This is a genomic window from Streptomyces sp. col6, from assembly GCF_008042035.1.
Lineage (GTDB): Bacteria > Actinomycetota > Actinomycetes > Streptomycetales > Streptomycetaceae > Streptomyces.
In genome coordinates this window covers 1,124,253-1,147,602 of sequence record NZ_RDBL01000029.1, presented here as the reverse complement: position 1 = coordinate 1,147,602, position 23,350 = coordinate 1,124,253, and the positions used below count along the sequence as shown (strand labels likewise).

At 72.7% G+C, this 23,350-nt stretch carries 25 protein-coding genes and 1 pseudogene; 10 read left to right on the top strand and 16 right to left on the bottom strand.

The features are described 5' to 3' along the window. Positions 1–74: 74 nt before the first annotated feature. From EAO73_RS34400 to EAO73_RS34375, 6 genes are all read right to left on the bottom strand, one after another. Positions 75–1,319 carry a cation:proton antiporter gene (locus tag EAO73_RS34400; RefSeq protein ID WP_147975359.1) on the bottom strand — a complete coding sequence of 415 codons (1,245 nt, stop codon included), beginning with the start codon at positions 1,317–1,319 and terminating at the stop codon, positions 75–77. A gap of 2 nt (positions 1,320–1,321) precedes the next feature. After that, positions 1,322–1,792 carry a cation:proton antiporter regulatory subunit gene (locus EAO73_RS34395; protein ID WP_124719734.1) on the bottom strand — a complete coding sequence of 157 codons (471 nt, stop codon included), beginning with the start codon at positions 1,790–1,792 and terminating at the stop codon, positions 1,322–1,324. A gap of 196 nt (positions 1,793–1,988) precedes the next feature. Next, positions 1,989–3,437, bottom strand: coding sequence for a flotillin family protein (locus EAO73_RS34390; protein WP_026243020.1), 1,449 nt, complete (start codon positions 3,435–3,437; stop codon positions 1,989–1,991). 70 nt (positions 3,438–3,507) lie between these two features. After that, positions 3,508–4,017 (bottom strand): hypothetical protein, encoded by a 510-nt coding sequence (locus tag EAO73_RS34385; protein ID WP_147975358.1) that lies wholly within the window; start codon positions 4,015–4,017, stop codon positions 3,508–3,510. Positions 4,018–4,125: 108 nt separating this feature from the next. Continuing rightward, positions 4,126–4,611, bottom strand: coding sequence for a peroxiredoxin (locus tag EAO73_RS34380; RefSeq protein ID WP_147975357.1), 486 nt, complete (start codon positions 4,609–4,611; stop codon positions 4,126–4,128). 84 nt (positions 4,612–4,695) lie between these two features. Next, positions 4,696–5,814, bottom strand: coding sequence for an MFS transporter (locus EAO73_RS34375; protein WP_412075911.1), 1,119 nt, complete (start codon positions 5,812–5,814; stop codon positions 4,696–4,698). 177 nt (positions 5,815–5,991) lie between these two features. Between EAO73_RS34375 and EAO73_RS34370 the strand changes: the two genes are divergently transcribed. Then, positions 5,992–6,750 (top strand): AraC family transcriptional regulator, encoded by a 759-nt coding sequence (locus tag EAO73_RS34370; RefSeq protein ID WP_147975355.1) that lies wholly within the window; start codon positions 5,992–5,994, stop codon positions 6,748–6,750. A gap of 51 nt (positions 6,751–6,801) precedes the next feature. After that, complete coding sequence (locus EAO73_RS34365) at positions 6,802–8,568, top strand: SpoIIE family protein phosphatase (protein WP_147975354.1); 1,767 nt, start codon at positions 6,802–6,804, stop codon at positions 8,566–8,568. Between the two features lie 42 nt (positions 8,569–8,610). Here EAO73_RS34365 and EAO73_RS34360 read toward each other — a convergent pair whose 3' ends face one another. The 5 genes from EAO73_RS34360 to EAO73_RS34340 are packed head-to-tail and all read right to left on the bottom strand — an operon-like array spanning position 8,611 to position 12,414. Beyond that, positions 8,611–9,459, bottom strand: a complete 849-nt coding sequence (locus tag EAO73_RS34360) for a GNAT family N-acetyltransferase (protein WP_147975353.1) — start codon at positions 9,457–9,459, stop codon at positions 8,611–8,613. 54 nt (positions 9,460–9,513) lie between these two features. After that, positions 9,514–10,110, bottom strand: coding sequence for a hypothetical protein (locus EAO73_RS34355; RefSeq protein ID WP_147975352.1), 597 nt, complete (start codon positions 10,108–10,110; stop codon positions 9,514–9,516). Then, positions 10,107–11,354 carry an MAB_1171c family putative transporter gene (locus EAO73_RS34350; protein WP_147975351.1) on the bottom strand — a complete coding sequence of 416 codons (1,248 nt, stop codon included), beginning with the start codon at positions 11,352–11,354 and terminating at the stop codon, positions 10,107–10,109. Before EAO73_RS34350 ends, EAO73_RS34355 begins: the two co-directional genes overlap by 4 nt. Before the next feature lie 49 nt (positions 11,355–11,403). Next, a complete protein-coding gene (locus tag EAO73_RS34345) occupies positions 11,404–11,964 on the bottom strand; it encodes a toxin (RefSeq protein ID WP_147975350.1) in 561 nt (186 codons plus the stop codon). 3 nt (positions 11,965–11,967) lie between these two features. After that, complete coding sequence (locus EAO73_RS34340; protein ID WP_147975349.1) at positions 11,968–12,414, bottom strand: hypothetical protein; 447 nt, start codon at positions 12,412–12,414, stop codon at positions 11,968–11,970. A gap of 580 nt (positions 12,415–12,994) precedes the next feature. Here EAO73_RS34340 and EAO73_RS34335 point away from each other — a divergent pair. The 3 genes from EAO73_RS34335 (at position 12,995) to EAO73_RS34325 (ending at position 15,775) form a co-directional block, all read left to right on the top strand. Further along, a complete protein-coding gene (locus EAO73_RS34335; protein ID WP_147975348.1) occupies positions 12,995–13,333 on the top strand; it encodes a MerR family transcriptional regulator in 339 nt (112 codons plus the stop codon). 318 nt (positions 13,334–13,651) lie between these two features. After that, a complete protein-coding gene (locus EAO73_RS34330) occupies positions 13,652–13,855 on the top strand; it encodes a cold-shock protein (RefSeq protein WP_018522223.1) in 204 nt (67 codons plus the stop codon). A gap of 426 nt (positions 13,856–14,281) precedes the next feature. Further along, positions 14,282–15,775: a DEAD/DEAH box helicase gene (locus EAO73_RS34325; protein ID WP_147975347.1), complete on the top strand. Its 1,494-nt coding sequence runs from the start codon at positions 14,282–14,284 to the stop codon at positions 15,773–15,775. Here EAO73_RS34325 and crcB (EAO73_RS34320) read toward each other — a convergent pair. Genes crcB (EAO73_RS34320) through crcB (EAO73_RS34310) form a run of 3 tightly spaced genes read right to left on the bottom strand, consistent with a single transcriptional unit; the run spans position 15,747 to position 16,893 of the window. Further along, positions 15,747–16,121: a fluoride efflux transporter CrcB gene (gene crcB / locus EAO73_RS34320; RefSeq protein ID WP_147975346.1), complete on the bottom strand. Its 375-nt coding sequence runs from the start codon at positions 16,119–16,121 to the stop codon at positions 15,747–15,749. The genes EAO73_RS34325 and crcB (EAO73_RS34320) overlap by 29 nt on opposite strands. After that, on the bottom strand, positions 16,118–16,477 hold the full coding sequence (locus EAO73_RS34315; protein ID WP_147975345.1) for a DUF190 domain-containing protein: 360 nt from the start codon (positions 16,475–16,477) through the stop codon (positions 16,118–16,120). The genes crcB (EAO73_RS34320) and EAO73_RS34315 overlap by 4 nt, the downstream gene beginning before the upstream one ends. Then, the gene (gene crcB, locus EAO73_RS34310; protein WP_147975344.1) at positions 16,474–16,893 is read right to left on the bottom strand and encodes a fluoride efflux transporter CrcB; all 420 of its coding nucleotides are present in this window, start codon (positions 16,891–16,893) and stop codon (positions 16,474–16,476) included. The genes EAO73_RS34315 and crcB (EAO73_RS34310) overlap by 4 nt, the downstream gene beginning before the upstream one ends. A gap of 276 nt (positions 16,894–17,169) precedes the next feature. On the opposite strand from crcB (EAO73_RS34310), the gene EAO73_RS34305 reads away from it, so the two are divergent. The 5 genes from EAO73_RS34305 to EAO73_RS34285 all read left to right on the top strand — a co-directional run bounded on the left by EAO73_RS34305 (position 17,170) and on the right by EAO73_RS34285 (position 22,710). Beyond that, a complete protein-coding gene (locus tag EAO73_RS34305; RefSeq protein WP_147975343.1) occupies positions 17,170–17,949 on the top strand; it encodes a peptidoglycan recognition protein in 780 nt (259 codons plus the stop codon). A 46-nt stretch (positions 17,950–17,995) separates the two neighbouring features. Then, entirely contained in the window at positions 17,996–18,580 is a 585-nt protein-coding gene (locus EAO73_RS34300) for a GNAT family N-acetyltransferase (RefSeq protein WP_147975342.1), read from the top strand. A 94-nt stretch (positions 18,581–18,674) separates the two neighbouring features. Continuing rightward, positions 18,675–20,873 (top strand): MMPL family transporter, encoded by a 2,199-nt coding sequence (locus EAO73_RS34295; RefSeq protein WP_147975341.1) that lies wholly within the window; start codon positions 18,675–18,677, stop codon positions 20,871–20,873. Positions 20,874–20,878: 5 nt separating this feature from the next. Continuing rightward, the gene (locus tag EAO73_RS34290) at positions 20,879–22,069 is read left to right on the top strand and encodes a sensor histidine kinase (protein WP_147975340.1); all 1,191 of its coding nucleotides are present in this window, start codon (positions 20,879–20,881) and stop codon (positions 22,067–22,069) included. Further along, positions 22,066–22,710, top strand: coding sequence for a response regulator (locus tag EAO73_RS34285; RefSeq protein ID WP_147975339.1), 645 nt, complete (start codon positions 22,066–22,068; stop codon positions 22,708–22,710). Before EAO73_RS34290 ends, EAO73_RS34285 begins: the two co-directional genes overlap by 4 nt. 34 nt (positions 22,711–22,744) lie before the next feature. On the opposite strand, the gene EAO73_RS34280 is transcribed toward EAO73_RS34285, so the two are convergent. Both EAO73_RS34280 and EAO73_RS34275 read right to left on the bottom strand, forming a co-directional pair. Further along, positions 22,745–23,083, bottom strand: a complete 339-nt coding sequence (locus tag EAO73_RS34280; protein WP_147975338.1) for a P-II family nitrogen regulator — start codon at positions 23,081–23,083, stop codon at positions 22,745–22,747. Continuing rightward, a pseudogene (locus EAO73_RS34275) lies at positions 23,080–23,350 on the bottom strand (ammonia channel protein); the annotation flags it as partial. The pseudogene EAO73_RS34275 and the gene EAO73_RS34280, both read right to left, overlap by 4 nt.

Genomic DNA, 23,350 nt, shown 5'->3' with positions numbered 1-23,350 from the left:
CTGCTCGTCCGTGCGGGCGGCACCGGTCGGGCGACGAGCCCCGGCCGCCCCCTCGGACGAGCCCCGGCCGCCCCTCATTCGGAGGACGCCGAGACCTCCTCCTGCGCCGGCACCCGGGCCGGGGCGGCCGGTGCGGTGCGCGGGGCGGCGACCGCCGCGTCCTTGCCGCGCCACTGCTGGACGCGCGCGACCACCGGCTGGGTCCAGCGCGCGGTGAGCGGACCGACGATGACCAGGATCAGGACGTACGCGGTGGCGATGGGCCCGATGCGGGGCTCGGTCGCCACGGCCAGACCGGCGATCACGATGGAGAACTCGCCGCGCGCCACGAGCGTGCCGCCCGCCCGCCAGCGCCCGCGCGGTCCGATGCCGGCGCGCCGGGCCGCGTACCAGCCGGTCCCGATCTTCGTGAAGACGGTGACGACGGCGAGCAGCGCGGCCGGCAGCAGCACCGGCGGGATCTCGGCCGGGTTGGTGGAGAGCCCGAAGAACACGAAGAAGACGGCGGCGAACAGGTCCCGCAGCGGGGTCAGCAGCTTGCGGGCGCCCTCCGCGACCTCGCCGGAGAGCGCGATGCCGACGAGGAACGCGCCGACGGCGGCGGAGACCTGGAGCTGCTGGGCCACCCCGGCGACCAGGACGGTCAGCCCGAGCACGACGAGCAGCAGCATCTCCGGATTGTCGGAGGAGACCGCGCGGCTGATGAGCCGGCCGTGCCGCAGCGCGAGGTAGAGGACGAACCCGACCGTGCCGAGCGCGACGAGCAGCGCGATGCTGCCGCCGGCGAGGCCGACGCCCGCGAGCATCGCGGTGAGCAGCGGCAGATACACGGCCATCGAGAGGTCCTCGATCACCAGCACCCCGAGGATGACCGGGGTCTCCCGGTTGCCGAGGCGTCCCAGGTCCGCGAGGACCTTGGCGATCACCCCGGACGAGGAGATCCAGGTGACACCGGCCAGCGCGACGGCCCCGACCGGGCCCCAGCCGAGCATCAGCGCGGCCACCGCGCCCGGGGTCGCGTTGAGCACGAAGTCCACGGCACCCGAGGGGTACTGGGTCTTGAGGCTGGTGACGAGTTCGGAGGCGCTGTATTCGAGGCCGAGCAGGAGCAGCAGCAGGATGACGCCGATCTCGGCGCCCACGGCGGTGAACTCCTCACTGGCCCCGAGCGGCAGCAGCCCGCCCTCGCCGAAGGCGAGCCCGGCCAGCAGGTACAGCGGGATCGGCGAGAGTCCTATCCGGCCGGCGAACCGCCCGATGATGCCGAGTCCCAGGATGACGGAGCCCAGCTCCACCAGCAGTGCGGTTGTGTCGTGCACGGTCAGCCCTCCGCGATGATCTCGGAGAGCGTGTCGACGCCCTCGCGTGTTCCGACGGCGACGAGCGTGTCGCCGATGGCCAGCCGGAAGTCCGGCCCGGGTGACGGATGCGCGCTGTGGGTGCGCAGCACCGCCACGATCGAGGCGCCGGTCCGGGTCCGCGCCTTGGTGTCGCCGAGCAGCCGGCCGCCGTACGGCGAGCGGGTGCCGAGCGGGATGTGCTCGGTGACCAGGTCGATGCCCTCGGTCCGTACGGCGTCGATGGGCGCCGCGTCGATGAGGTGCGCGAGCCCGGTCGCCTCCTGTGGGGTCAGGGGTACGGAGAGCAGGCACGAATCAGGGTCGTCCTGGTCGTAGAAGCCGATGAACCGCCGCCCGTCGTGGTGGACGACCACGGAGATGTGCTGCCCCGACTCGGTGGTGTAGTCGTACTGGACGCCGACTCCGGGCAGCGTGGTGCGGTGGGTTCCCATGGCTTCCTCCCGAGGAGCGCGGTACGCGCGAGGCACTTGGTGATCTCTTTAGACCCGCATTACCTTATCCGGGGGCTTCGGCCACCCCCGAGGGTCGAGTTCCGGCCACCGCCCCGGGAGCGGTCCGGGGCCCGGCACACGAATGCCCGGCCGGTTGCGCAACCGGCCGGGCACGCGGGTCTGGTCGGATCGTGGATCAGTCGCCGATCTCGATCTTCCCGTTCTTCTCGGCCGAGGCCGCCGAGGCCGCCGGGGCGACCGGCTCGGCCGGCTTCGGCACCGCGCCCTTGAGGTTCTGGAGCAGGGCGGCGAGGTCGACCCCGGTGGTGGAGCTGAGCAGTTCCATGCCCTGGGCGACGTTGTCCGTGACCGTCCGGGACAACTGGCTCGCCCCGTCCGTGGAGATGACGGTCATCTTGTCGATCGCGCTCATCGGCTCGGCCGCCTTGGCGACGACCTGCGGCAGCACCTCGACGAGCATCTGCAGGACGGCCGCGTCGCCGTACTGCGCGAAGGCGTCGGCCTTCTTCTGCATCGCCTCGGCCTCGGCCGAACCGCGCGCCGCGATGGCCGCGGCCTCCGCCTCACCCTCGATGCGCACCGCCTCGGCGAGCGCGGAGCGGTGCAGCTTCTCGCCCTGACCGGTCAGCCGGGCGCGCTCGGCGGCCGCCTCGGCCTCCTTGACCTGGGCGATGCGGCGGGCCTCCGCCTCCTGCTCGGCCTGATAGCGGGCGGCGTCGGCGGGCTTGCGGACCTTGGTGTCGAGCTCGCGGTCGGTCAGCGCGGCCTGGCGCTCGGCGACCTTCTCCTGCTCGGTGAGGACTTCCTGCTGACGGGCGGCCTCGGCGAGCGGGCCGGCCGCGTTGGCCTTGGCGGCGGCCGCCTCGGTCTCGGCCTTGATCTCGGCCTGCTTCAGGTAGAAGGTCCGCTCGGCGATCGCGATCTCCTCGGCGGCCTTCAGCCGGGCCTGCTCCGAGGCGCGGCGGGCGATGGCCTCCGCGATGTCCGCCTCCTGCTTGGCGCGGGCGGCCTCGGGGCGGCCGAGGTCCTCCAGGTAGGAGCCCTCGGTGGTGATGTCCTGGATCTGGAAGGCGTCCAGGATCAGGCCCTGGCCGGACAGGCTCGCCTCGGCCTCCTCCGCCACCTGGCCGGCGAACGCGGCGCGGTCGCGGATGATGTCCTCGACCGACATCCGGCCGACGATGGCGCGCAGCGCACCGGAGAGCACTTCCTGGGTGAAGCCGACGATGCCGTCCTGCTGGCGCAGGAAGCGCTGGGCGGCGGCCCGGATGGCGTCCTCGCTGCCGCCGACCTTGACGATCGCGACGCCTTCGAGGTGCGCCTTGACGCCGCGCAGGGTGACGGCGCCGCGCACGGCGACCGGGATGTGCCGGCTGGACAGGTCCAGGGTGAACTTCTGCTGGACGAACGGCACGACGAAGACGCCGCCGCCGACGACGACCTTCTGGCCGCTGTTGTCGATGCTGGTCCGCCCGGTCACCGGGTCGACGGACTTCTTGCCCCGGCGGCCGGTGATGATGAACGCCTGGCTGGGGCCGGCCACCTTGTAACGGGTGATGACGGCGAGGGCGAGCAGGAAGAGGAGTACGACGACTCCGACGATCGCGATCATTACGGGACTCATGCGGTTTCCCCCTCTGCCTCCGGACCGGGGGCAGTTGTGAGACGAGCGGTGGTGGAGCCGGTGTACCGGGTCAGCGTTCGACGGGACGGACCGAGACCGAGGTGCTGGAGAGGGCCGCCTCGACCCAGATCTCCGCCCCCCGGGCGACCGGTACCGGGCTCTTGGCGGACAGCTTCACGAGCTGCCCGCCCAGGCGGAGCAGGACCTCGCCGTAGCCGTCGGCCGGGATTGCGGTGACCACCGAACCCGACGTGCCGACCAGGTCCTCGTTGCGCGGGGTCGCGTCGGTCTGGTCCCGCATCAGGGCGCGGCTGAACCGCCAGGTCAGTACGGCGGCGACCAGCCCGGCCGCGACCCCGGCCGCGGTGGCGGCCAGGGTGCCGGCGCCGGTCGTGCCGAGCACGATGGCGCCGCCGAAACCGAGCATCGAGAGGAAGCCCGCGATCACCGGAAGGGAGACGAGCCCGCCGAACAGGCCCTCCAGCAGGCCCCCGAAGAGGCCTTCCAGAATCCCGTCGAAGACCAGGGACAGGGTGAGCAGGGCGACCCCCGCGATGCCGAGACCGAGAAACAAGGTCACGTGATCACCCCTCCCGGCCCCGTCGACCCCCGTGCTGCTTTTCCGTCGAACTGGCTGGATGATCCCATACGCACCCCCCGAACGACATTGCCGGAACCCGGCAGTCTTTTACTTGTTGTTGATGCCGGACAACTGGTCGGCCAGCGTGTCCAGTGACTGGAACGTCGCCCCCAGCAGCGCCACGTGCTTCCAGCGCAGCACGCCCTCCGCGTCGATCAGGAAGACGGCGCGCCGCACCCCGATCCCGGGCGCCGTGACGCCGAAGGCGCGGGCCGTCGCCCGGTCCGGGTCCGCGAGCAGCGGCATGCGCAGCCCCTGGGCGCGGGCGAACGATTCGTGGCTGTCCACACCCTGTGGACTGATCCCCCACACCTCGGCGTCCAGCGCGTCGAAGGTCTCCATGCCCGAGGAGTACGCGCACAACTGCTTGGTGCACACGGTGGTGTTGTCGCCCGGATAGAAGGCGAGGACCAGGGCCCGGCCGCGCGCGTCCGCGAGCGCGTAGTCCCGCCGCTCGAAGGAGTCCCCGGCGAGCACGCCACCCGGCAGCGTGAAGTCCGGTACGGATGAGCCGAGTTGCGGTGACGATCCCATGGGCGTGCCCTTCGGTGTGCCGGCGTCCGGGCGGCGGTGGTGCCGCCCGTGTCGCGTACAGCATGCCTCCGTCACAGGGGACGGTCAGCCACCGGAGGACGGTTCCGGCTCGCTCAGGAACAGTCCGAGGAGCACGGCCAGTACGGGGATGGCGCACAGGATCGTGAACACGCCCTGCGGCCCGTACGCCTGGGCCGCCGCGCCCAGCGCCGGGGCGATGAGGCCGCCGACGCTGACGGCGAGGCCGAGCGTGACCCCGGCCGCCGTGCCGGGGCGCCCCGGCAGATAGTCCTGGCCGAGCTTCACCAGGACGGCGAACGGCACGTTCAGCGCGAGCCCCGCCAGGACCGCGAACACCAGCGGCAGCAGGGTGCCGGGGGTCACCCGCAGCGCGATCAGGGCCGGTACGGCGGCGAGACCGCCCAGCTGGACCGTACGGACCATGCCGACGCGGTCCGCGATCCGGCCGCCGAGCAGGGTGCCGGCGACCCCGCCGACGAGGAAGCAGGCGAGGGCGACGCCCGCGACGCCCCGGCCGGAGTGCAGATGGCGGATCCAGAACAGCTCGATGAAGGTGATCGCGCCGAAGAACGCGACCGAGCGCACCACCTCGATGCCGGTGAGGAAGAGGAACGGCCGCCACCGGTCCTGTCCGGCCCGGCCCGCCGTGCGCACGGGCCCGGCGACCGGGCGGTGCCGGAGCAGGACGAAGGCCATCAGGACGGCGGGCGGGATGAACAGCGCCGTCGCGCCGATCCCCATCGTGACGAGCGCCGGGGTCGCGAGCACCGGGGCCAGGAAGAAGCCGACGCTGCCGCCCGCCGCGAAGACGCTCATCGCGGACGCACTGTCGCCGGCCGCCTCCCGGGCCGCCTTGCCCGCCGCCGGGTGGAACATCGCCACGCCCAGCCCGGACAGCAGGATCAGCAGCCAGACGGCCGCGTACGGCCGCACCAGGCCGGACAGCCCGAGCCCGATCCCGGCGACGGCAAGCCCGGCGGGCGCCAGCCGGGGCAGCCGGTAGCGGTCCACCGCGAGGCCGATGAACGGCTGCGGTACCGCGCTGCCGAGCGCGGCAGCGAGGGTGAGCCCGGAGGCGGCGACATAGCTGTACCCCCGGTCGAGCACGAAGTACGGGACACAGGCGGGCACCAGGCCCTGGTAGAGGTCGTCCACGGCGTGCGCGGCCCCCCACATCCGCATCCGCCGCCAGGCGGAGGCGGGTGCGGCGGCCCCGCCGGGCGGGGCGTCGGTCTGCGGGGCGTCGTCGGGCGGGGTCTGCCGGGAGGCGGGACCGGTCATGAGGGCGGCTCCTTGCTGCATGTCCCTTCGAGGATTCCGGCCGGACCCGGCAGCGGGCTAGCGATAATCTGCCTGCTTATGTCGCCGACCCGCCGAACCCTGCACGGCCCCGCCCGGGTGCCGCTCGCCCACCAGGAGCGCATCGAGAGCCACCACCACCTGGAGCACCAGCTCGTCTGCCCCTCGCGCGGGGTGCTGGAGGTGGCCACCCCGCTCGGCGTATGGGCCGTGCCCCCGCACCGGGCCGTGTGGATCCCGGCCGGTGTGGTCCACGCCCACCTGGCGTACGGGCCGACCGAGCTGCGGGCGCTCAGCTTCGCCCCGGCCGACAACCCGCTGCGGCTCGACCGGCCCACCGTCCTGGCCGTCACCCCGCTGCTGCGGGAGGTCGTTGCCTGCCTGACCGACGACACGGAGCTGACCGGCGACGCGCGGCAGCGGCGGAACCTGGAGCGGGTCGCGCTCGACCAGCTGCGCCGGGTCGAGCCGCTCGGCGTCTGCCTGCCCTCCCCGGCCGACGCCCGGCTGCGCGACATCGCCCGCATCCTCCAGGACGACCCGGCCGACGGGCGCACCCTCACCGAGCTGGGCGCGGCCGTCGGCGCGGCGCCCCGGACCCTGAGCCGGCTCTTCCGCGCGGAGACCGGGATGTCGTTTCCGCAGTGGCGCACCCAGCTCCGGCTGCACCACGCGCTGACGCTGCTGGCCTCGGGCGGCTCCGTCACCTCGGTGGCCGTGGCCTGCGGATACAGCGGACCGAGTGCGTTCATCCAGTCCTTCCGGCAGGCCTTCGGCACCACCCCGGGGTCCTACGCGGGTGCGATCCCGCCCCGCTGAGCCGCGCGGCCGGAGCCGCTGCGGATGCGGGAGGGAGCGGGGCGACCGAGGATGAAGGGCCGGGCAGTGTGGCGGCCCGCGCCCTGTCCCAGGAGGTTTGACTTGCTGCACGCCGACCATCCGCCGTCCATCGACGTCACGGCGCTCGCCGCCGTGCTCGACGGTACGACGGCGGGTGTGGCCGTGTTCGACACCGACCTGCGCTACCTGTACGTGAACCCGTCACTCGTACGCCACAACGGTCTGCCGCCCTCCGCCCACCTGGGGCGCCGCCCCAGCGAGGTCATGCCCGACATCGACGCCCGCGAGGACCTGATGCGCGCCGTGCTTGCGGACGGCCGGGCCCGGGAGGTCACCTCCAGCGGCCGGCTGCCCGCCGAGTCCGGCACCGCCCGGTGCTACTGGCACGGGGCGTACCACCGGCTGGAGATGGACGGCCGGATCATCGGCGTCGTCGGGATCGTGCTGGAGGTCGTGGCCTCCGACGACGAGCAGCGCCGCCTCGCCCAGGCCCAGCGCCACCTGTCCCTCCTGGACAGCGCCAACACCCGCATCGGCACCACGCTCGACATGGACACCACCTGCGCCGAACTGGCCGACCTCGTCGTCCCCGGCCTCGCGGACGTCGCCATCGTGGAGGTCTTCCCGAGAGACGTCGCCCCGCCGGTCCGCCCGGCCCCGCCCGGGGTCGTCCGGCTGCGGCGCGCGGCGATGTCGGCGGTACGGGGGCTGAGCCCCGGCGCCGCCCGGTTCGGCACGGCCGGCGACTACGTCGACCACCAGGAGGACGCCGCCGTACCGCGCTGTCTGGCCAGCGACCAGCCCATCGTCGAGAACCTCACCGACGACGAGCAGGTGGAGCGCTCCGCCCCCACCCCCGAGTGGGCCGAGGCCTTCCGGGACCTGGGCCTGCACTCGGCGGTCGTGGTGCCCGTCTCCGTGCGCGGTGCCCCGATCGGCGCACTCGGCCTGTTCCGGGCCGGCGGCTCGCCGATATTCTCGGACGACGACGTGGTGGTGGCCCGGGAGCTCGCCGGGCGGGCCGCCGTCCACCTCGACCACGCGCGCCGCTTCACCCACGAGCACACCATCGCCCTGGAGCTCCAGCGCTCGCTGCTCTCCGAGCCCCGGCCGCCCCACCCGCACATCGAGGTCGCCACCCGCTATCTGCCGGCCGACCGCAGTGTCCTGGTGGGCGGCGACTGGTTCGACGTCATCCCGCTGCCCGACGGGCGGCACCTCAAGGCCATGGGCGACGTCATGGGGCACGGCGTCGAGGCGGCCGTCGCCATGAGCCACTACCGCTCGCTGCTGCGGCTGCTGGCCGACGAGGAACTGCCCCCGCACCGCATCCTGGAGCAGCTGGACCGGATGGTGGAGCGCTCCGGGATCGACCGGGCGGCGACCTGTCTGCTCGCCGTGGTCGACGCGGACGGCGGGATGTGCGAGGTGGCGAGCGCGGGCCACCTGCCGCCGGTCTTCCTCGACCCGGGCGAGGCCGGCACCCGGATCTGCGACGTACCGGCCGCCCCGCCGCTGGGCACCGGGTTCGGCGGCTACCGGTCCACGGTGATGGAGTGCGGGCCGGGCACGGTGCTGTTCATGTACACCGACGGGCTCGTGGAGCGGCGCGACGAGGACATCGACACCTGCGTCGCCCGGCTGGGGGAGCTGACCCTGCCGGAGAACGGTGACCTGGAGACCCTGCTCGACCGGGTGCTCGAACGCTTCGGGCCCGGCGCCGAGGACGACATCGCGGTGATGGCCTCGCGGACCAGGGAGGGGCCCGACGACCTGGCCCGGGACGACCTGGCCTGAGACGACCTGGCCCGGGACGACCTGGTCCGAGAGGGCCGCCCGTCACCCCAGTTCGAGGCTCGTGATGCCGTAGAGGCCGGCGAGATCGACGTCCGGCGCCGGGCCCGTGTACATGCGGGCCGTCTCGAACGACGGGGTGAGCCCCAGGCGTTCGGCGAGCCGCACCGCCGCCGGGTTGGCGTCGGGCACGTCCACCGCGACCGGGGTGGCCGGATCGGTGGCGGCGAGCGCGCTCACCAGGGCCTCGGCGATCTCCGGCGTGGCCGCGTACAGCGGACCGATCCGGGCGGACGTACGGCCGGCGCGCAGCACACCGAGCCCCCGCACCTCGCCCTCGTACAGCGCGGCGAACGCGGTGCGGCCCGGCGCGGTCGTCCAGGCGGCCAGGAAGCCGTCGCGCTCGGCCGGGAAGAAACGGCGGTCGTACGCGGTGACCGTGCCGAACGGCAGCGTCCGCACGTCCACCAGCGTGACGCCGGGCGGCGGCGCCACGTCCAGCGGCGCCAGGCCCTCGTGGCGGATGTTCGTCCAGGCCGGACGGAAGCCGGACTTCCGGTAGTTGGGCTGCTGCTCCACCACCCCGTCGAGCCCGGTGAGCCGCCCCGTCAGCCGCTCCGTCCCGGCGGCCCACAGCCGGCTCCCGTACCCCCGGCCGCGCAGCTCGGGGCGGGTCAGGTAGAAGCCGAGGAAGCCGAAGCCGGTGCCGTAGCGGACCACGGAGACGCAACTGACGGGCGTACCGTCGAGCCGGCCGGTCAGAAAGCCGCACGGGTCGGCGGCGAGGAACGCCTGACCATCGGTCAGGCCCGGGTTCCAGCCCTCGGCATGGGCCCAGTCCGCCATCATCCGGAGGTCGTCCGCGCTCGCTGTGGTGATCTCGAAGTTCGGCACGCCCCCACCATGGACCTCCGGCGCCGTCCGGACAACGACCCCCCCGCCCCGCGCTCACACGAACAGGAACGCGCCCGCCGTCGCCGCTCCCAGCGCCGTCCCGGCCGTCACCTGGCCGACCGTGTGATAGCCCAGCGCCACCCGCGACCAGGCCACGGCGGCCGTCATCGCGTATCCGCACAGCCACCACGGCGAGTGCACGGCGGCGAGCAGGGCGACCACCGCCGAGGCCACGGAGGCGTCCACGGAGATCTTCCACACCGTGTTGACGGCCAGCAGCACGACCGTCATGGCCCAGAGCGCGAGCATCGCGGTCAGGATGCCGGCGGGCGCCCCGCCCAGCACCATGACCGCCGAACCGGCGCCGATGGAGCCGAGGATGACGAAGAAGATCGGCGCCCGCTTGGTGCGGTCCACGACATGGCGGTCGCCCCAGGTGCCGCGCCCGCGCTCCCACTCGATGTACCCGGCCGGCACGATCCCCGCGCACAGCGCGCCGAGCAGCCCCCAGAGCAGCCCGGTCCACTCCCCGGCCGCCGCGAGGCCGATGGCGAGCATGCCGACGAGCAGCACGTTGCGCGGCTGGAGGACGTCGGTGACGGTGCGCGCGAGCGTGTGGTCGGGTGCGGCCGTGGTGTCGGTGGTGCTCATGCCGGCTGCTCCTTGCCCGCTGCGGAAGAGGTCTCCAGGATCCGGCGCGCCCGTTCCGGGGCGACCGTGCGGTACGCCGCCGCGACCCGGACCAGCCAGGCGACCTCGCCGTCCTGGTCGGTGGCGTGCTGGGCGCCGACGGCCGCCGCGTCGCCCGGGGCGGCCCCGGCGTCACGGGCGATCAGGGCCGCCTTGATCCAGTACGCGTCGGCGAGCGGCGACCCGGAACCGGCCCCGGCGGCGGCCTCGGCGGCGGGCAGCAGGGTGTCCGGCACGTAGTGGCGCAGCTTCTCGACCGCGTCCGCGATGTCCGCCGCCCAGCGGTCGACGCGCAGGTCGGCGGGGGTGTCGAAGCGGGTCAGCTCGCGCAGCAGCGGGGCCGGGGGCTCGAAGGGCTGGTCCGGGAAGGCGGTCATCAGCTCGTACCAGAGGCCGTGCAGCCGCACCTGCGCCCGCCAGAGCTTGGCACGCCGGCGGACGTTGCTCAGGGCCGGGATGGAGGCGCCGACCGCGAAGAAGAGGAACAGCACGACCTGGGCGGCTTCGGTGACCTCGTCGAAGTGCAGCGCGAAGGACTCGCTCGGCCGGTCCACGACGCTGACCCACAGGAACAGCGTCCGGCTCACCGTGTAGCCGACGCCGATGAACATCGCGAACGTCATCATCCCGAGCCCGACGCGCAGATGACGCATCCGCGCGCTCCCGGTGGCCAGTGCCCACTGGTACGCGCAGACGGCGGAGGCCGCGCCGAGGTAGAGGTAGAACACGCTCATGTACAGCGTGGCGCCCCACTGCCCGGCGTGGTCCGCGACGAAGCGGTCCGAGGGCGTGGAGCGGTCGACGACGGTGAAGAACAGCACGGTGAGCAGCACCAGCGTGGCGAGGGACGCCTTGGCCGCCACCTGCTGGATCAGCCGGGCGAACCGTACGTGCCAGGGGATGTCCCCCTCGTCGGCGTACTGCCCGTAGATCGCCACGATGTAGCTGAGAATGGCCAGAATCGCGATGGTGGCCGTGTAGTGCTTGATGAGGACGGAGAGGTCGGTGACCGGGCTGTCGTTGAGCCCGACGCGCACGAACCGGGTCTTGGTCCACAGCGCCAGCGCGAATCCCGCGTAACACCCCCACAGCGCGCGGCGGCGCCGGTCCTCCTCGTCACCCCACAAGGCGGCCGGCATGCGCCACAGGGCGACGGCTGTCATCAGGCCCGCTATGAGATAGCCGGCGAGGTCGAGCGGGGTCACGGCAGAAGTCCTCGGGTGTGGGGGGAGGTGCGGTCGGACGGTACGGAGGTCACGTACGCCGGAACAGGCCTCCGCGGCGGTGCGCGACCGGGCGCGAGAGCGAGTTGGCGAGCCGCCCCACCATGTCATCGCTCGTGACGTCCCGGGCCATCCGGGGGATGAGCGAGGCACCGAATTCGGCCATGCGTTCGTCGTGGGTGTCGTACTGCGCGCGCGCCTGCACGGCGTCCGGCGTCAGCAGCGCGTCCGGGCCGACCATGCGGGAGATGAGCGAGGTGTCGAAGACGGGCAGCAGCCGCTGGAGCTGTTCCGCGTCCAGCGACGTGCCGTGGTCGAACCACTCGTGGCACAGCTCGTGCAGGATGACGTGCTGGGTCTGGTACTCGGTGGGGCGCCGGCGGTAGAGGACGAAGCTGGTGTCGCCGGTCTTCAGCCGGAGCCCGCAGGCGGCGTTGACGCGCGCCAGCCGGTCGGGCATCTCGTGCAGCACGATGGTCCGGCCCCGGGCCGCCTCCATGTTGGCCACCAGGCCGGGTATGGAGAACGGCGAGGGCAGCGGCAGCTCCGCGAGCCCCTCCTCGCACTCCCTGAGCAGCTTCCGCATGGACATCGCTCAGCCCTGCTGTCCGCCGCCGGCCGGGGGCCTGCGGTCCTCGGCGTCCTTGAGCAGGGAGAGCGCGAACCGCAGCAGCTCCGGCGGCAGCCCGTCGTCGTCGAGGCCGCGCCCGGCCAGACCGCTGATCTCGCCGGTCCGCCGCTTGGCCAGGAACTGGAGCCCGGCCACGACGTCGTCGACGACCTCGGACTCCTCCTTGAAGAACCGCCAGTCCACGCCGAAACCCAGCCCGAGCGCCTTGAGGATCTCCTCGGACGGCTGGGTGACCTTGCCGGCCAGGATGTTGGAGAAGTAGCTGTGGGAGAGCGACCCGCCGCGCTCCCTGACCAGGTCGGCGAAGAACCGGCCCGAGATCTTCCGGCCGGGGAAGGTCTTCTCGACCATGTACTCGACCTTCTGGCGCAGCGTCCGCAGCTCCGGCGCGCGCTCTTCGCCGTTGTCCATCCGGCCCCCACGTTCACGTCCGCCGCAGGCCCCTGTCCGGCCCCGGGCGGCGCTCGATTCGGTCAACGGGCTCGTACTGTAACGAACCCCCGACCACCCTCCCGGGGGCGGGGAACCGGGGGTGGCGTGAAGCGGAGCATTCTGATCCGGTGTCCGGAGCGGGCTTGCGCAAACACTCTACGTCACTGTTAACTCGAAAAAACATGGGCAGGGGGCCACGAGGGGAGTCCCTTGCCCGTGAAGACACCGGTGCACCGCCGCGGTGCACAAAGGGGTGTAGCCCTTCACGACGGGGGATGCGTGAAGGGCTACCCGTGCATTATGGCCCCTGCCCCCGGCAGTCATCAACTGACCGGCCGGTCAGTGTCCTTGTCCGGGTCCGCCGCAGGTTGCCGGGTCCCGGCAGCCGGGGGCCCGCCCCGCCCGGTCCCGCGCGCGGCCGCGGGGGCCCGGCAGGCCGGGCGCGGTTTCCTTCCCCCGCCGGTGCAGGAAATCTCTCGCGGCTATGCTGGAGGTGATGGCCCGCACAATGAGAGATTCTCGTTCCGGCAGCGACGTCAGTGAGACGCGGCAGGTTCCCATGCCCTCCGAGATGCCCCGTCATGCCGCCGACCGCCTGGACGACGACGACTACCCCGCCTACACCATGGGCCGCGCCGCGGAGATGATCGGCGCCACGCCCCAGTTCCTCCGCGCGCTCGGCGACGCCAGGCTGATCACCCCGCTGCGCTCGGAGGGCGGCCACCGCCGCTACTCCCGCTATCAGCTGCGCATCGCGGCCCGCGCCAGGGAGCTGGTCGACGGCGGTACGCCGATCGAGGCCGCGTGCCGCATCGTGATCCTGGAGGACCAGCTGGAGGAGGCCCTCCGGCTGAACGAGGAGCTGCGCGGCCGCGGCCGGGACGGCGACGCGGGCTGAGTCCCCGGCGGGAGAACGCCCCTGCGGGCCGATGAATATCTACCGGCGCAGGTGCAGAATTCTGTGCAATGTGCGGTGAGGGTTTATGGCCCACCCGGGGGAATGTAATTACTTCTCGCGTCCGGTCGCATTCATTGTGCTACGGTGGATATCAGTTGCAGTTGTGGTTCCCGAAGACTCCAGGTGCATTTGCCGGCTCAGTGGCCGACGGATGCGCTGATGTATTTCCGGCTTCAATATCCGGATGGGGTAATCATCGCGGCGACGCGGGACTGGCACAGTGCGAGTCCCCGGGCTCTGCCCCAGAAGGAGACAAAGATGGCTACCGGTACCGTGAAGTGGTTCAACTCGGAAAAGGGCTTCGGCTTCATCGAGCAGGACGGCGGCGGCGCCGACGTCTTCGCCCACTACTCGAACATCGCGTCCTCCGGCTTCCGTGAGCTGCAGGAGGGCCAGAAGGTGAACTTCGACGTCACGCAGGGCCAGAAGGGCCCGCAGGCGGAGAACATCACCCCCGCGTGAACCTGATCACGTCGGCGCCGACGCGCTGACCGTGCATCCACGGCTGGGGCCCGCACCTTGGGTGCGGGCCCCAGCTCGTTTGCGTTTTCGGGTACCGCGCACCGTCGTGCCGGTACCATCGTCATGAGCGCCCCAGGGCGCGCACAGGACCCGTCGCACCCCGCGTGCGGCGGACGATCCGCCCCGCTCCCCGGACCGACCGGTCCGGCGGAGCGCGTGACATGACCCGCAGGCCCGCTCCACGGGCCGGCCGGTCCCGTCCATCGCGAAGCTCCGGACCCGGCCCAGGCCTGGCCCGTATCGGCTCAACACCGGCCGTCGGCTTCGTTCCACGTATGCCAACGGCCCGTTTCCGCGATTCCCGCGCCGCTCAGCGGTGCGTCGAATCCGTCGATACGTGCCCCGCCAGTCGAGGAAAGGTCCCGCTTGAACCGCGACCGCACCACCGGATCCACCGACCGATATTCCCGTACCCGTGGACAGGGCTCCTCGGGCACCGGCTTCCGCTCCGGCGGAAAGTCCCGCTATCAGGGCGCGGGCCGTCCGGGCCAGGCCCGTTTCGGCTCCTCCGACCGCCGCTCCGGCGGCTACGGCCGCAGGCCCGTCGCCCGGCAGGGCGAGTTCGAGCTGCCGAAGACCGTCACCCCGGCGCTTCCGCCCGTCGAGGCCTTCGCCGACCTGGACCTGCCCGACGCCGTGCTGGCCGCGCTGACCGCCCAGGGCGTCACCGAGCCGTTCCCGATCCAGGCGGCCACCCTGCCGAACTCGCTGGCAGGCCGCGACGTGCTGGGCCGGGGCCGCACCGGCTCCGGCAAGACGCTCGCCTTCGGCCTGGCCGTGCTGGCCCGCATGGAGCGCCGCCGCGCCGAGGCCCGGCACCCGCTGGCCCTGATCCTCGTCCCGACCCGCGAGCTGGCCCAGCAGGTGACCGCCGCGCTGACCCCGTACGCCAAGCCGCTGCGGCTGCGCGTGGCCACCGTCGTCGGCGGTATGTCCATCGGCCGCCAGGCCGCCTCGCTGCGCGGCGGTACCGAGATCGTCGTCGCCACGCCGGGCCGCCTCAAGGACCTCATCGAGCGCGGCGACTGCATCCTGGACCGGGTCGAGATCACGGTGCTCGACGAGGCCGACCAGATGGCCGACATGGGCTTCATGCCCCAGGTCACCGAGCTGCTGAACCAGGTCCGCACGGACGGCCAGCGCATGCTGTTCTCGGCGACCCTGGACCGCAACGTCGACCTGCTCGTCCGCCGCTACCTGAACGACCCGGTCGTCCACTCGGTGGACCCGGCCGCGGGCGCGGTGTCCACGATGGAGCACCACGTGCTCTACGTGCGCGGCGCCGACAAGTACGCCACCACGACGGAGATCGCGGCGCGCGACGGCCGCGTGATCATGTTCCTGGACACCAAGCACGCCGTGGACCAGCTCACCGACCACCTGCTCAAGAGCGGGGTCCGGGCGGCCGCGCTGCACGGCGGCAAGTCGCAGCCGCAGCGCAACCGCACCCTGGAGCGCTTCAAGACCGGGCACGTCACGGTCCTGGTGGCCACCAACGTCGCGGCGCGCGGCATCCACGTCGACAACCTCGACCTGGTCGTCAACGTGGACCCGCCGAGCGACCACAAGGACTACCTGCACCGGGGCGGGCGTACCGCACGGGCCGGTGAGTCCGGCAGCGTCGTCACGCTGGTGCTGCCCAACCAGCGCCGCGAGATGACCCGGCTGATGGCCGACGCGGGCATCACCCCGAAGGTCGCCGAGGTCCGCTCCGGCGAGGCCGAGCTGAGTCGCATCACCGGTGCGCAGGCCCCCTCCGGCGTACCCGTCACCATCACCGCGCCGCCCTCCGAGCAGCGCGCCGGCCGCGGCTCCTCGCGGGGCCGGGGGGTCAGGTCCAGAGCGCCTCGGCGAGCGTGACGCCCGCGAAGGCCGCGCCGAGGCCCATGACCACACTGGCCACCACGTTGGCCACCGCGTAGAGCCGGGCCCCGTCCTCGGCCAGCCGCAGCGTCTCGTAGCTGAACGTGGAGTACGTGGTCAGCGCCCCGCAGAACCCGGTGCCGAGTAGCAGCTGCAGGTGGGAGGAGGCGGCCCCGGCCGCCACCGCCCCGGTCAGCAGGCCCAGGACCAGGCAGCCCGCCATGTTCACGGTGAACGTCCCCCACGGGAAGACCGTGTCATGGCGGGACTGCACGGCCCGGTCGGTCAGGTAGCGCAGCGGGGCGCCGACGGCCGCGCCGGCGATCACCAGAAGCCAGGTCACCCCTGCTCCCCCTCTATCCCGGGGCCCTGGCTCCGTACGATCTCGCACGCGTCCAGGGTGACCGGGCAGCCGTCGGTCAGTTCGGCGATCTGCGGCAGGAACGCGCGTACCGCCTCCTCCGCGTCCACGACGATCACCGCCACCGGCAGGTCCTCGCTCAGCGAGAGCAGCCGCTGGGTGTGGATCATCGACGAGGCGCCGAAGCCCTCGATGCCCCGGAAGACGCTGGCGCCGGAGAGCCCGGCTGCGTGTGCCCGGTGCACGATCTCCGTGTAGACGGGCCGGTGGTGCCAGTTGTCGGACTCGCCGACCAGCACGGTCAGCCGCAGTCCCGGTTCGGTCACGGGTGTCGTCATGCCTGCCTCCACGCCAGTGCGCGGCGCGTCAGCCACACCGCGCTCCACACCGCCGCGAGGGCCGCGAGCAGTGTCACTCCGAGATAGACCAGTCCGGTCCCGGCCCGGTCCTTCGCCACGAGCTGTTCGATGTCCACCGCGTAGGTGGAGAAGGTGGTGAACCCGCCGAGCACTCCGGTGCCGAAGAACGGCCGGACCAGCCGGTGGGCCGCCCAGGCCTCGCTGATCACCACCATGAACACGCCGATGACCGCGCAGCCGATGACGTTGACCACGAGGGTCGTCCAGGGGAAGCCGCCGGCCGCGGTGGGCCACAGCAGCCCGGCCCCGTAGCGCGCGGAGGCGCCGGCCGCGCCACCGAGGGCGACCACGGCGACGACCGCGGTCTGCGGGTTCTTCGGGAATGAGCCGGGCATACGTCTCCTACCTGCCGGGGCGCCCACCGGACGTGGGCGCGCGTCTGCGCAAGTAGGGACCGTTGGCGGACGCGCACGCGTCCACGGTTCGGGTACGGCGGGCCCCACCGCCGCGCAGTGGCCGGAACCGGCCCTCTGCTGCCCCCAGGATATCGCCGCCGCGACCCCGCCCGGCGCACGGCCCCCGGGCTCTCGCGGATATTCCGCATCCGGGCCGATTTCACCCGATCGGCCACCTCATCTGCGCACCGGGCGGTATAGCCGCAGGGTGGAGCCATGTGGCCCCATCGAATATGGCTGGGTGCCGCGGTCCTCCCGCTGGCCCTGCTGGTCCCGCGGGACGCCCCGGTGCCCCACATCCTGGCCGAGCCGCCCGCCGCACCCGCCCATGAGCGGGCGCGGACGGTGCCGCAGCCCGTGATCGTCAGCAGGGCGGCCTGGCACGCGGACGAGTCCATCGTCCGGGAGCGTGCCGTCTACACGGGCGCCGTGCGGGCGGTCTTCATCCACCACACGGGCGAGACGAACGACTACGACTGCGCCGAGGCGCCGGAGCTGATCCGGCACGTCGAGGAGGCCCACATCAAGGGCCGGGGCTGGGACGACATCGGCTACAACTTCCTCGTCGACCGCTGCGGAACGATCTACGAGGGCCGGGCCGGTGGCGTCGCGCGCTCGGTGCGGGGGGCGCACACCACGGGCTTCAACGCCGACAGCGTGGGCATCGCGGTGCTCGGCGACTACCGCGACGGGGAGAAGGTCCCGGCCGTCGTGGTCCGGGCGCTGGCGGCGATCGCGGCCTGGAAGCTGCTGCCGGGCGAGGATCCGCGCGGCACGGTGCGGCTGCGGTCGACGAACGACGCGAGCAGGTACCCCAAGGGCGAGGTGGCCGTGCTCAACGTCATCTCCGGCCACCGCGACACGTACCAGACCAGCTGCCCCGGCCAGGCGCTGTACGACGAGCTGCCCGAGATCCGGTCCATGGCGGCGGCCCTGCGCGCGGCGGCCGGGCGTGAGGGCCGGGCGGACACGGAAGACGCCGGGAATACGCACTAGTGCATAAGTGTCTTGACGCTAGTACGTAAAAGGGTAGGGTGCGTCCATGTCCGCTACGAGCCCGCTCCCCGTGACCCTGACCGGCCGCCACGTCCGCGTCGAACCCCTCACCCCCGCCCATCTCGACGACCTCTTCGCCGCCGGCGGCAACGACGACGACGTCTGGCGCTGGCTCGGCACTCCGACGCCCCGCACCCCCCAGGAGCTGGAGGCCGAGCTCGCGGCCCTCCTCGCGGACCCGTCCTACCTCCCGTTCGCCGTCGTCGACCTGGCGAGCGGGCGGGCGGTCGGCTGGACGACGTACATGGACGTCGACGTGAAGAACGAGCGCCTGGAGATCGGCTGGACCTGGTACGGCCGCGCGTACTGGCGCACCGCGGTCAACACGGAGACCAAGCTGCTCCTGCTCACCCATGCCTTCGAGGAACTGGGCATGGGACGCGTCCAGTTGAAGACCGACCACCTCAACGAGCGCTCCCAGGCGGCCATCGCCCGCCTCGGCGCCCGCCACGAGGGCGTCCTGCGCCGCCACCGCCGTCGCCCGGACGGCAGTTGGCGCGACACGGTGTACTTCTCGCTGCTGGCACAGGAATGGCCGGAGGCGAAGGAGCGTCTGGTGGCACGTATCTGACGCCAAATCATGTTGGTGTCCACCGACCGGTGGACCCCCGGTTCCACCGGCCTGGGCTGCCGGGCGCACGGCCCTCCTCACCAGCATGGAGGGCATGAGACTTCACCCCGTACACATGGCCCGGTGGAGCGCGCGGCACCCGTGGCGCGCGATCACCGGATGGTTCCTCTTCGTCCTGCTCTGCCTCGGTGCCGGCATCGCGGCGGGCAGCAATGCGGCCACCACCGAGGACTTCCGGGTCGGCGAGGCCGGTCATGCCGAGTCGATGGCCACCGACGGCGGCCTCCAGCGCCGGCCCACCGAGCACATCCTGATCCGGTCCGCGTCCGGCCCCCTGGACACGGCCCGTGCGACCGAGGCGGCCCGTGATCTCACCGCCCGGATGCGGGCCCTGGACGAGGTGCGCGGGGTCGCGCAGCCGGTCCGCTCGAAGGACGGCACCGCACTGCGCGTGAGCGTCGTCATGGAGGGCGCCGAGCTGGACGCCCGGAAGCACGTCGTCCCGCTGCTCGACGAGACCGCCGCGGTGGCCGCCGCCCACCCGGACCTCGTCGTGGAGGAGACCGGTTCGCCGGCCATCAGCAAGGGCGTCAACGACCAGCGGGGCGAGGACCTCGCGCTCTCCGAACGGCTCTCCCTGCCGGTCACGCTCGTCATCCTGCTGGCCGTCTTCGGCTCGGTGGTCATGGCCGGAGTGCCGCTGCTGCTCGCGCTCTCCTCCATCGCGGCAGCCCTGGGCCTGTCCATGCTGGCGTCGCATCTCCTGCCCGACCCGGGCGTCGGCACCAACATGATCCTGCTCATGGGCCTCGCCGTCGGCGTCGACTACACGCTGTTCCACCTGAAGCGCGAACGCGAGGAACGGGCCCGCGCGGACGGCCGGCTCGGCCCCGAGGCACTGGTGGAGCTCGCGGCGGCGACGGCCGGCCGGGCCGTGGTGATCTCCGGCCTCGCGGTGATCGTCTGCACCGCGACCCTCTACCTCGCCACCGACGTCATCTTCTCCTCGCTGGCCACCGGCACGATCCTCGTCGTCGCCGTGGCCGTGCTCAGCTCACTGACCGTGCTGCCCGCCCTGCTGGTCAAGCTCGGCCACCGCACCGAACGCCGCGCCGCGAAGAGGGCCGCCCGGCGGGCGAAGCGTGGTGCGCCGGCCGCGACGCGGGACGGGAAGCCCGAGAACGGCCGGGTGTTCACCGCGCTCATGCGCCCCGCGCAGCGGCACCCCGTAGCCACCCTGTGCGCCTCGGTCCTGGTCATGCTCGCCGTCGCGGCGCCCGCGCTGGGCCTCAAGCTCGTCGACCCGGGCAAGGACACCTTCTCCCGGTCCATCCCGGCCATGCGGGTCTACGACCGGCTGACCGCCGCCTACCCCGAACTCCTCGTGAAGCACGAGGTGGTGACCCGTACGAGCCCCGGCCGGGCGCCCGAGGTCAGGCAGGCGCTGACCGCACTCGGCCGGCGCGCGCAGGCGGACCCGCTCTTCGCCCGGACCGGGAAGCCCGTCGTCCGTACCTCCGCCGACGGTCGCGTCACCGTGCTCGAACTGGCCGTACCGCACCCCGCCCCCTCCGACGAGGCCATCACCTCGCTGGAACATCTCCGCGACCGCTACATCCCCGCCACGGTCGGGAAGCTGACCGGGGCCGACACGGCGGTCAGCGGTGACGTGGCACGCGGGCAGGACTATGTGCACCACGAGCGCGGCAAGCTGCCGCTGGTGATCGGCTTCCTGCTGCTGTTCACCTTCGTCACGACCGCGGTGGCCTTCCGCTCGGCGGTCATCGGGCTGATCGGCGTCGTCCTGAACCTGCTCTCGGCGGCGGCCGCGCTCGGCGCGCTCGTCCTGGTCTTCCAGGGCACCTGGGCCGAAGGGCTGCTCGACTTCGACTCGCTCGGCGCCATCGCGTCCCGCGTGCCGCTCTTCCTCTTCGTGCTCCTCTTCGGCCTCTCGATGGACTACCAGGTCTTCGTCGTCAGCCGGATCAAGGAGGCCATGGACCACGGCATGACCGCCCGGGAGGCCGTCGTCGAAGGCATCGCCCGCTCGGCGAAGGTCGTCACGAGCGCCGCCCTGGTCATGGTCACGATCTTCGCGGCCTTCGTCTTCCTGCACCTCACGGAGATGAAGCAGATGGGCTTCTGCCTCGCGGTCGCGGTCCTGCTGGACGCCGTGGTGATCCGGATGATGATCCTGCCGTCCCTGCTCCTGCTGCTCGGCGAGCGCGCCTGGCCCCGGTCCCGTCGCGCGGCCACCGCCACCCCCGCGTCCCCGGCCCTCCCCGTAGGCTGACGGACATGCTTCAACGGCCCAGGCGCGGCGACCCGTTCTGGATCTGGATGCTCCACGGGTGGGAGGCCCTGTCCTGGGGCCTGGTCGCCCTCATCACCCTGATCACGATGGCCGGCGGGACGCCCGGGGACCGGAAGCTCGGCATCCTCGCGCTGACGCTCCTCATCGCCGCCTGTTACGCACGGGTGCGGCTGCGCCCCGAAAGCCGGGTGCCGGGGCCGTACGGCTATCTGACGGTGCTCGCCGTCGGACTCGGGTTCCTCTCCTACCTGGGCGACGGCTTCGGCGCGCTCTACACCGTGATGCTCGCGCAGTTCATCGTCTTCGTGGACAGCCCCCGGGGCGCCGTCCTCCTCACGGGGCTCGGGGCGCTGGGCATCACGGTGGGGGGCAGCCTGCGGGAGGGCGGGCGGCCGGAGGTCTTCCTCCAGAACTCCGTCTCGTCGCTCGGCGTCTGGGCGGTGGCCGTCCTGATGGCCCTGCTGACCCCCAGGGCCCTGGCGCAGCGCGACGAACGGGCGGCCCTGCGCGCCGAGTTGCAGAGCACCCAGCTCGAACTGGCCGAGATCCAGAAGCGCCAGGGCGCGGCCGAGGAGCGCGAACGCCTCGCCCGTGAGATCCACGACACCCTCGCCCAGGGCTTCGCCTCGATCATCGTGCTCGCCGAGGCGGCCAGGTCCCAGCTCGCCGCCGACCCGGGGCGCAGCGCCCAGCAGTTGCAGTCGATCGAGCAGACGGCCCGGGAGAACCTTGCCGAGGCCCGGGTCCTCGTCGGCGCCGCCCCCAGCAGCGGGGTGGCGGCCGGCTCGGTGGCCGCGACGATCCGGCGCACCCTGGACCGGTTCACCGAGGACACCGGCCTCACGGTCACCGCCGAGCTGGCGGACATCGACTGCGACCAGCCGACCCGGATCGCCCTGCTGCGCTGCACCCAGGAGTCCCTGGCCAACATACGCAAACACGCCGACGCCACCACCGTGGGCGTCGTCCTCGCCGCCCAGCAGGGCGGCGCCGAACTGGAGATCACCGACGACGGGCGCGGCTTCGTCGTCGAGGAGTCCCGGGGCTTCGGCCTGGACGGCATGCGCAAGCGCCTCGCCGAGTTCGGCGGCGGGCTCACCGTCACCAGCTCACTCGGCGACGGGACCCGCGTCCTCGCCACCATCCCCCTGCACGAGAGGCCCCAGGTGCCATGACGTCCCCGCCCGCGCCCCTGCGCATCATCCTGGCCGACGACCACACCGTGATGCGCGCCGGACTGGTCGCCCTGCTGGGCTCCGAGCCGACGCTCGACATCGTCGGGGAGGCGAGCGACGGCCGCGAGGCCGTCGCTCTCGTCGAACGCCTTCACCCGGACCTGGCCCTGCTCGACCTGCGCATGCCGGTCCTCGACGGCGTCGGCGCCACCACCGAGATCGTCGCGGGACCCGCCCCTACCCGGGTGCTGATCCTCACCACGTACGACACCGACGCGGACATCGAACGCGGCGTGGAGGCGGGCGCCACCGGCTATCTGCTCAAGGACGCCACCCGCGAGCAGCTTGTCGAGGCCATCCACGCGGCCTCGCGCGGCGAGACGGTCCTGGCTCCCCGCGTCGCCCAGCGTCTGGTGGCGAAGATGCGGCGGCCCGCCCCGGTCACCCTGACCGCCCGTGAGGCGGACGTGCTCGAAGCGGTCGCGGACGGCCTGTCGAACGCGGAGATCGGGCGCCGCCTGTTCATAGGGGAGGCCACGGTGAAGACCCATCTGCTGCGCATCTTCGCCAAGCTGGACGTCAACGACCGCACCCGCGCGGTGGTGGTGGCGCTGGACGCGGGGCTGCTGAAGCGGCGTTGAGGGCGCCGCCGGCTCGCGGCGCGGACCACGGGCCCTACAGCGCGTCCGGTCCCCGCTCGCCCGTGCGGACCCGGACCACCGTCTCCACGTGCTGGACCCACACCTTGCCGTCACCGATGCGGTCCGTCCGGGCGGCGCGGACGATCGCGTCGACGGCCGCCTCCTCGACCGCGTCGGCCACGACCGCCTCGACGCGCAGCTTGGGAACCAGGTCTACGCGGTACTCGGCGCCCCGGTACACCTCGGTGTGCCCGTGCTGGCGGCCGTAGCCGCCGGCCTCGGTGACGGTCAGGCCCTGCACGCCGGCCTCGCGCAGCGCGGTCTTGACCTCGTCGAGGCGGTGGGGGCGTATGACGGCGGTGATGAGCTTCACGATGCGGAGTTCCTGTCCTTCGGGAGCGGCGTCGGCCGGATCGCGGACTGCGGGGCCGCGTGGCCCAGGGCGCCGTGATCGTAGGCGCTCTCGGCGTGCAGCGTCTGGTCGAGGCCCGTGACCTCTTCCTCCGCGGTGGCCCGCAGCCCCATCAGCCGGTCGATCGCCTTGGCGATCCCGTACGTCACGAGGAACGTGTACGCCGCCACCGCGACCACGGCGACCGCCTGCTTCAGGAGCTGGCCCGCCCCGCCCCCGTAGAACAGC

Excerpts from the sequence above, each read along its gene's own strand:
- EAO73_RS34340 (WP_147975349.1), bottom strand. The coding sequence starts at position 12,414 with ATGGACAACGGCGAAGAGCGCGCGCCGGAGCTGCGGACGCTGCGCCAG.
- crcB (WP_147975344.1), bottom strand. The coding sequence starts at position 16,893 with ATGCCCGGCTCATTCCCGAAGAACCCGCAGACCGCGGTCGTCGCCGTG.
- EAO73_RS34315 (WP_147975345.1), bottom strand. The coding sequence starts at position 16,477 with ATGACGACACCCGTGACCGAACCGGGACTGCGGCTGACCGTGCTGGTC.
- EAO73_RS34370 (WP_147975355.1), top strand. The coding sequence starts at position 5,992 with ATGTCGCCGACCCGCCGAACCCTGCACGGCCCCGCCCGGGTGCCGCTC.
- EAO73_RS34335 (WP_147975348.1), top strand. The coding sequence starts at position 12,995 with ATGCCCTCCGAGATGCCCCGTCATGCCGCCGACCGCCTGGACGACGAC.
- EAO73_RS34355 (WP_147975352.1), bottom strand. The coding sequence starts at position 10,110 with ATGAGCACCACCGACACCACGGCCGCACCCGACCACACGCTCGCGCGC.
- EAO73_RS34295 (WP_147975341.1), top strand. The coding sequence starts at position 18,675 with ATGAGACTTCACCCCGTACACATGGCCCGGTGGAGCGCGCGGCACCCG.
- EAO73_RS34380 (WP_147975357.1), bottom strand. The coding sequence starts at position 4,611 with ATGGGATCGTCACCGCAACTCGGCTCATCCGTACCGGACTTCACGCTG.
- EAO73_RS34395 (WP_124719734.1), bottom strand. The coding sequence starts at position 1,792 with ATGGGAACCCACCGCACCACGCTGCCCGGAGTCGGCGTCCAGTACGAC.
- EAO73_RS34305 (WP_147975343.1), top strand. The coding sequence starts at position 17,170 with ATGTGGCCCCATCGAATATGGCTGGGTGCCGCGGTCCTCCCGCTGGCC.
- EAO73_RS34390 (WP_026243020.1), bottom strand. The coding sequence starts at position 3,437 with ATGAGTCCCGTAATGATCGCGATCGTCGGAGTCGTCGTACTCCTCTTC.
- EAO73_RS34365 (WP_147975354.1), top strand. The coding sequence starts at position 6,802 with ATGAAGGGCCGGGCAGTGTGGCGGCCCGCGCCCTGTCCCAGGAGGTTT.
- EAO73_RS34285 (WP_147975339.1), top strand. The coding sequence starts at position 22,066 with ATGACGTCCCCGCCCGCGCCCCTGCGCATCATCCTGGCCGACGACCAC.
- EAO73_RS34375 (WP_412075911.1), bottom strand. The coding sequence starts at position 5,814 with ATGCGGATGTGGGGGGCCGCGCACGCCGTGGACGACCTCTACCAGGGC.
- EAO73_RS34290 (WP_147975340.1), top strand. The coding sequence starts at position 20,879 with ATGCTTCAACGGCCCAGGCGCGGCGACCCGTTCTGGATCTGGATGCTC.
- EAO73_RS34300 (WP_147975342.1), top strand. The coding sequence starts at position 17,996 with ATGTCCGCTACGAGCCCGCTCCCCGTGACCCTGACCGGCCGCCACGTC.
- EAO73_RS34330 (WP_018522223.1), top strand. The coding sequence starts at position 13,652 with ATGGCTACCGGTACCGTGAAGTGGTTCAACTCGGAAAAGGGCTTCGGC.
- EAO73_RS34345 (WP_147975350.1), bottom strand. The coding sequence starts at position 11,964 with ATGTCCATGCGGAAGCTGCTCAGGGAGTGCGAGGAGGGGCTCGCGGAG.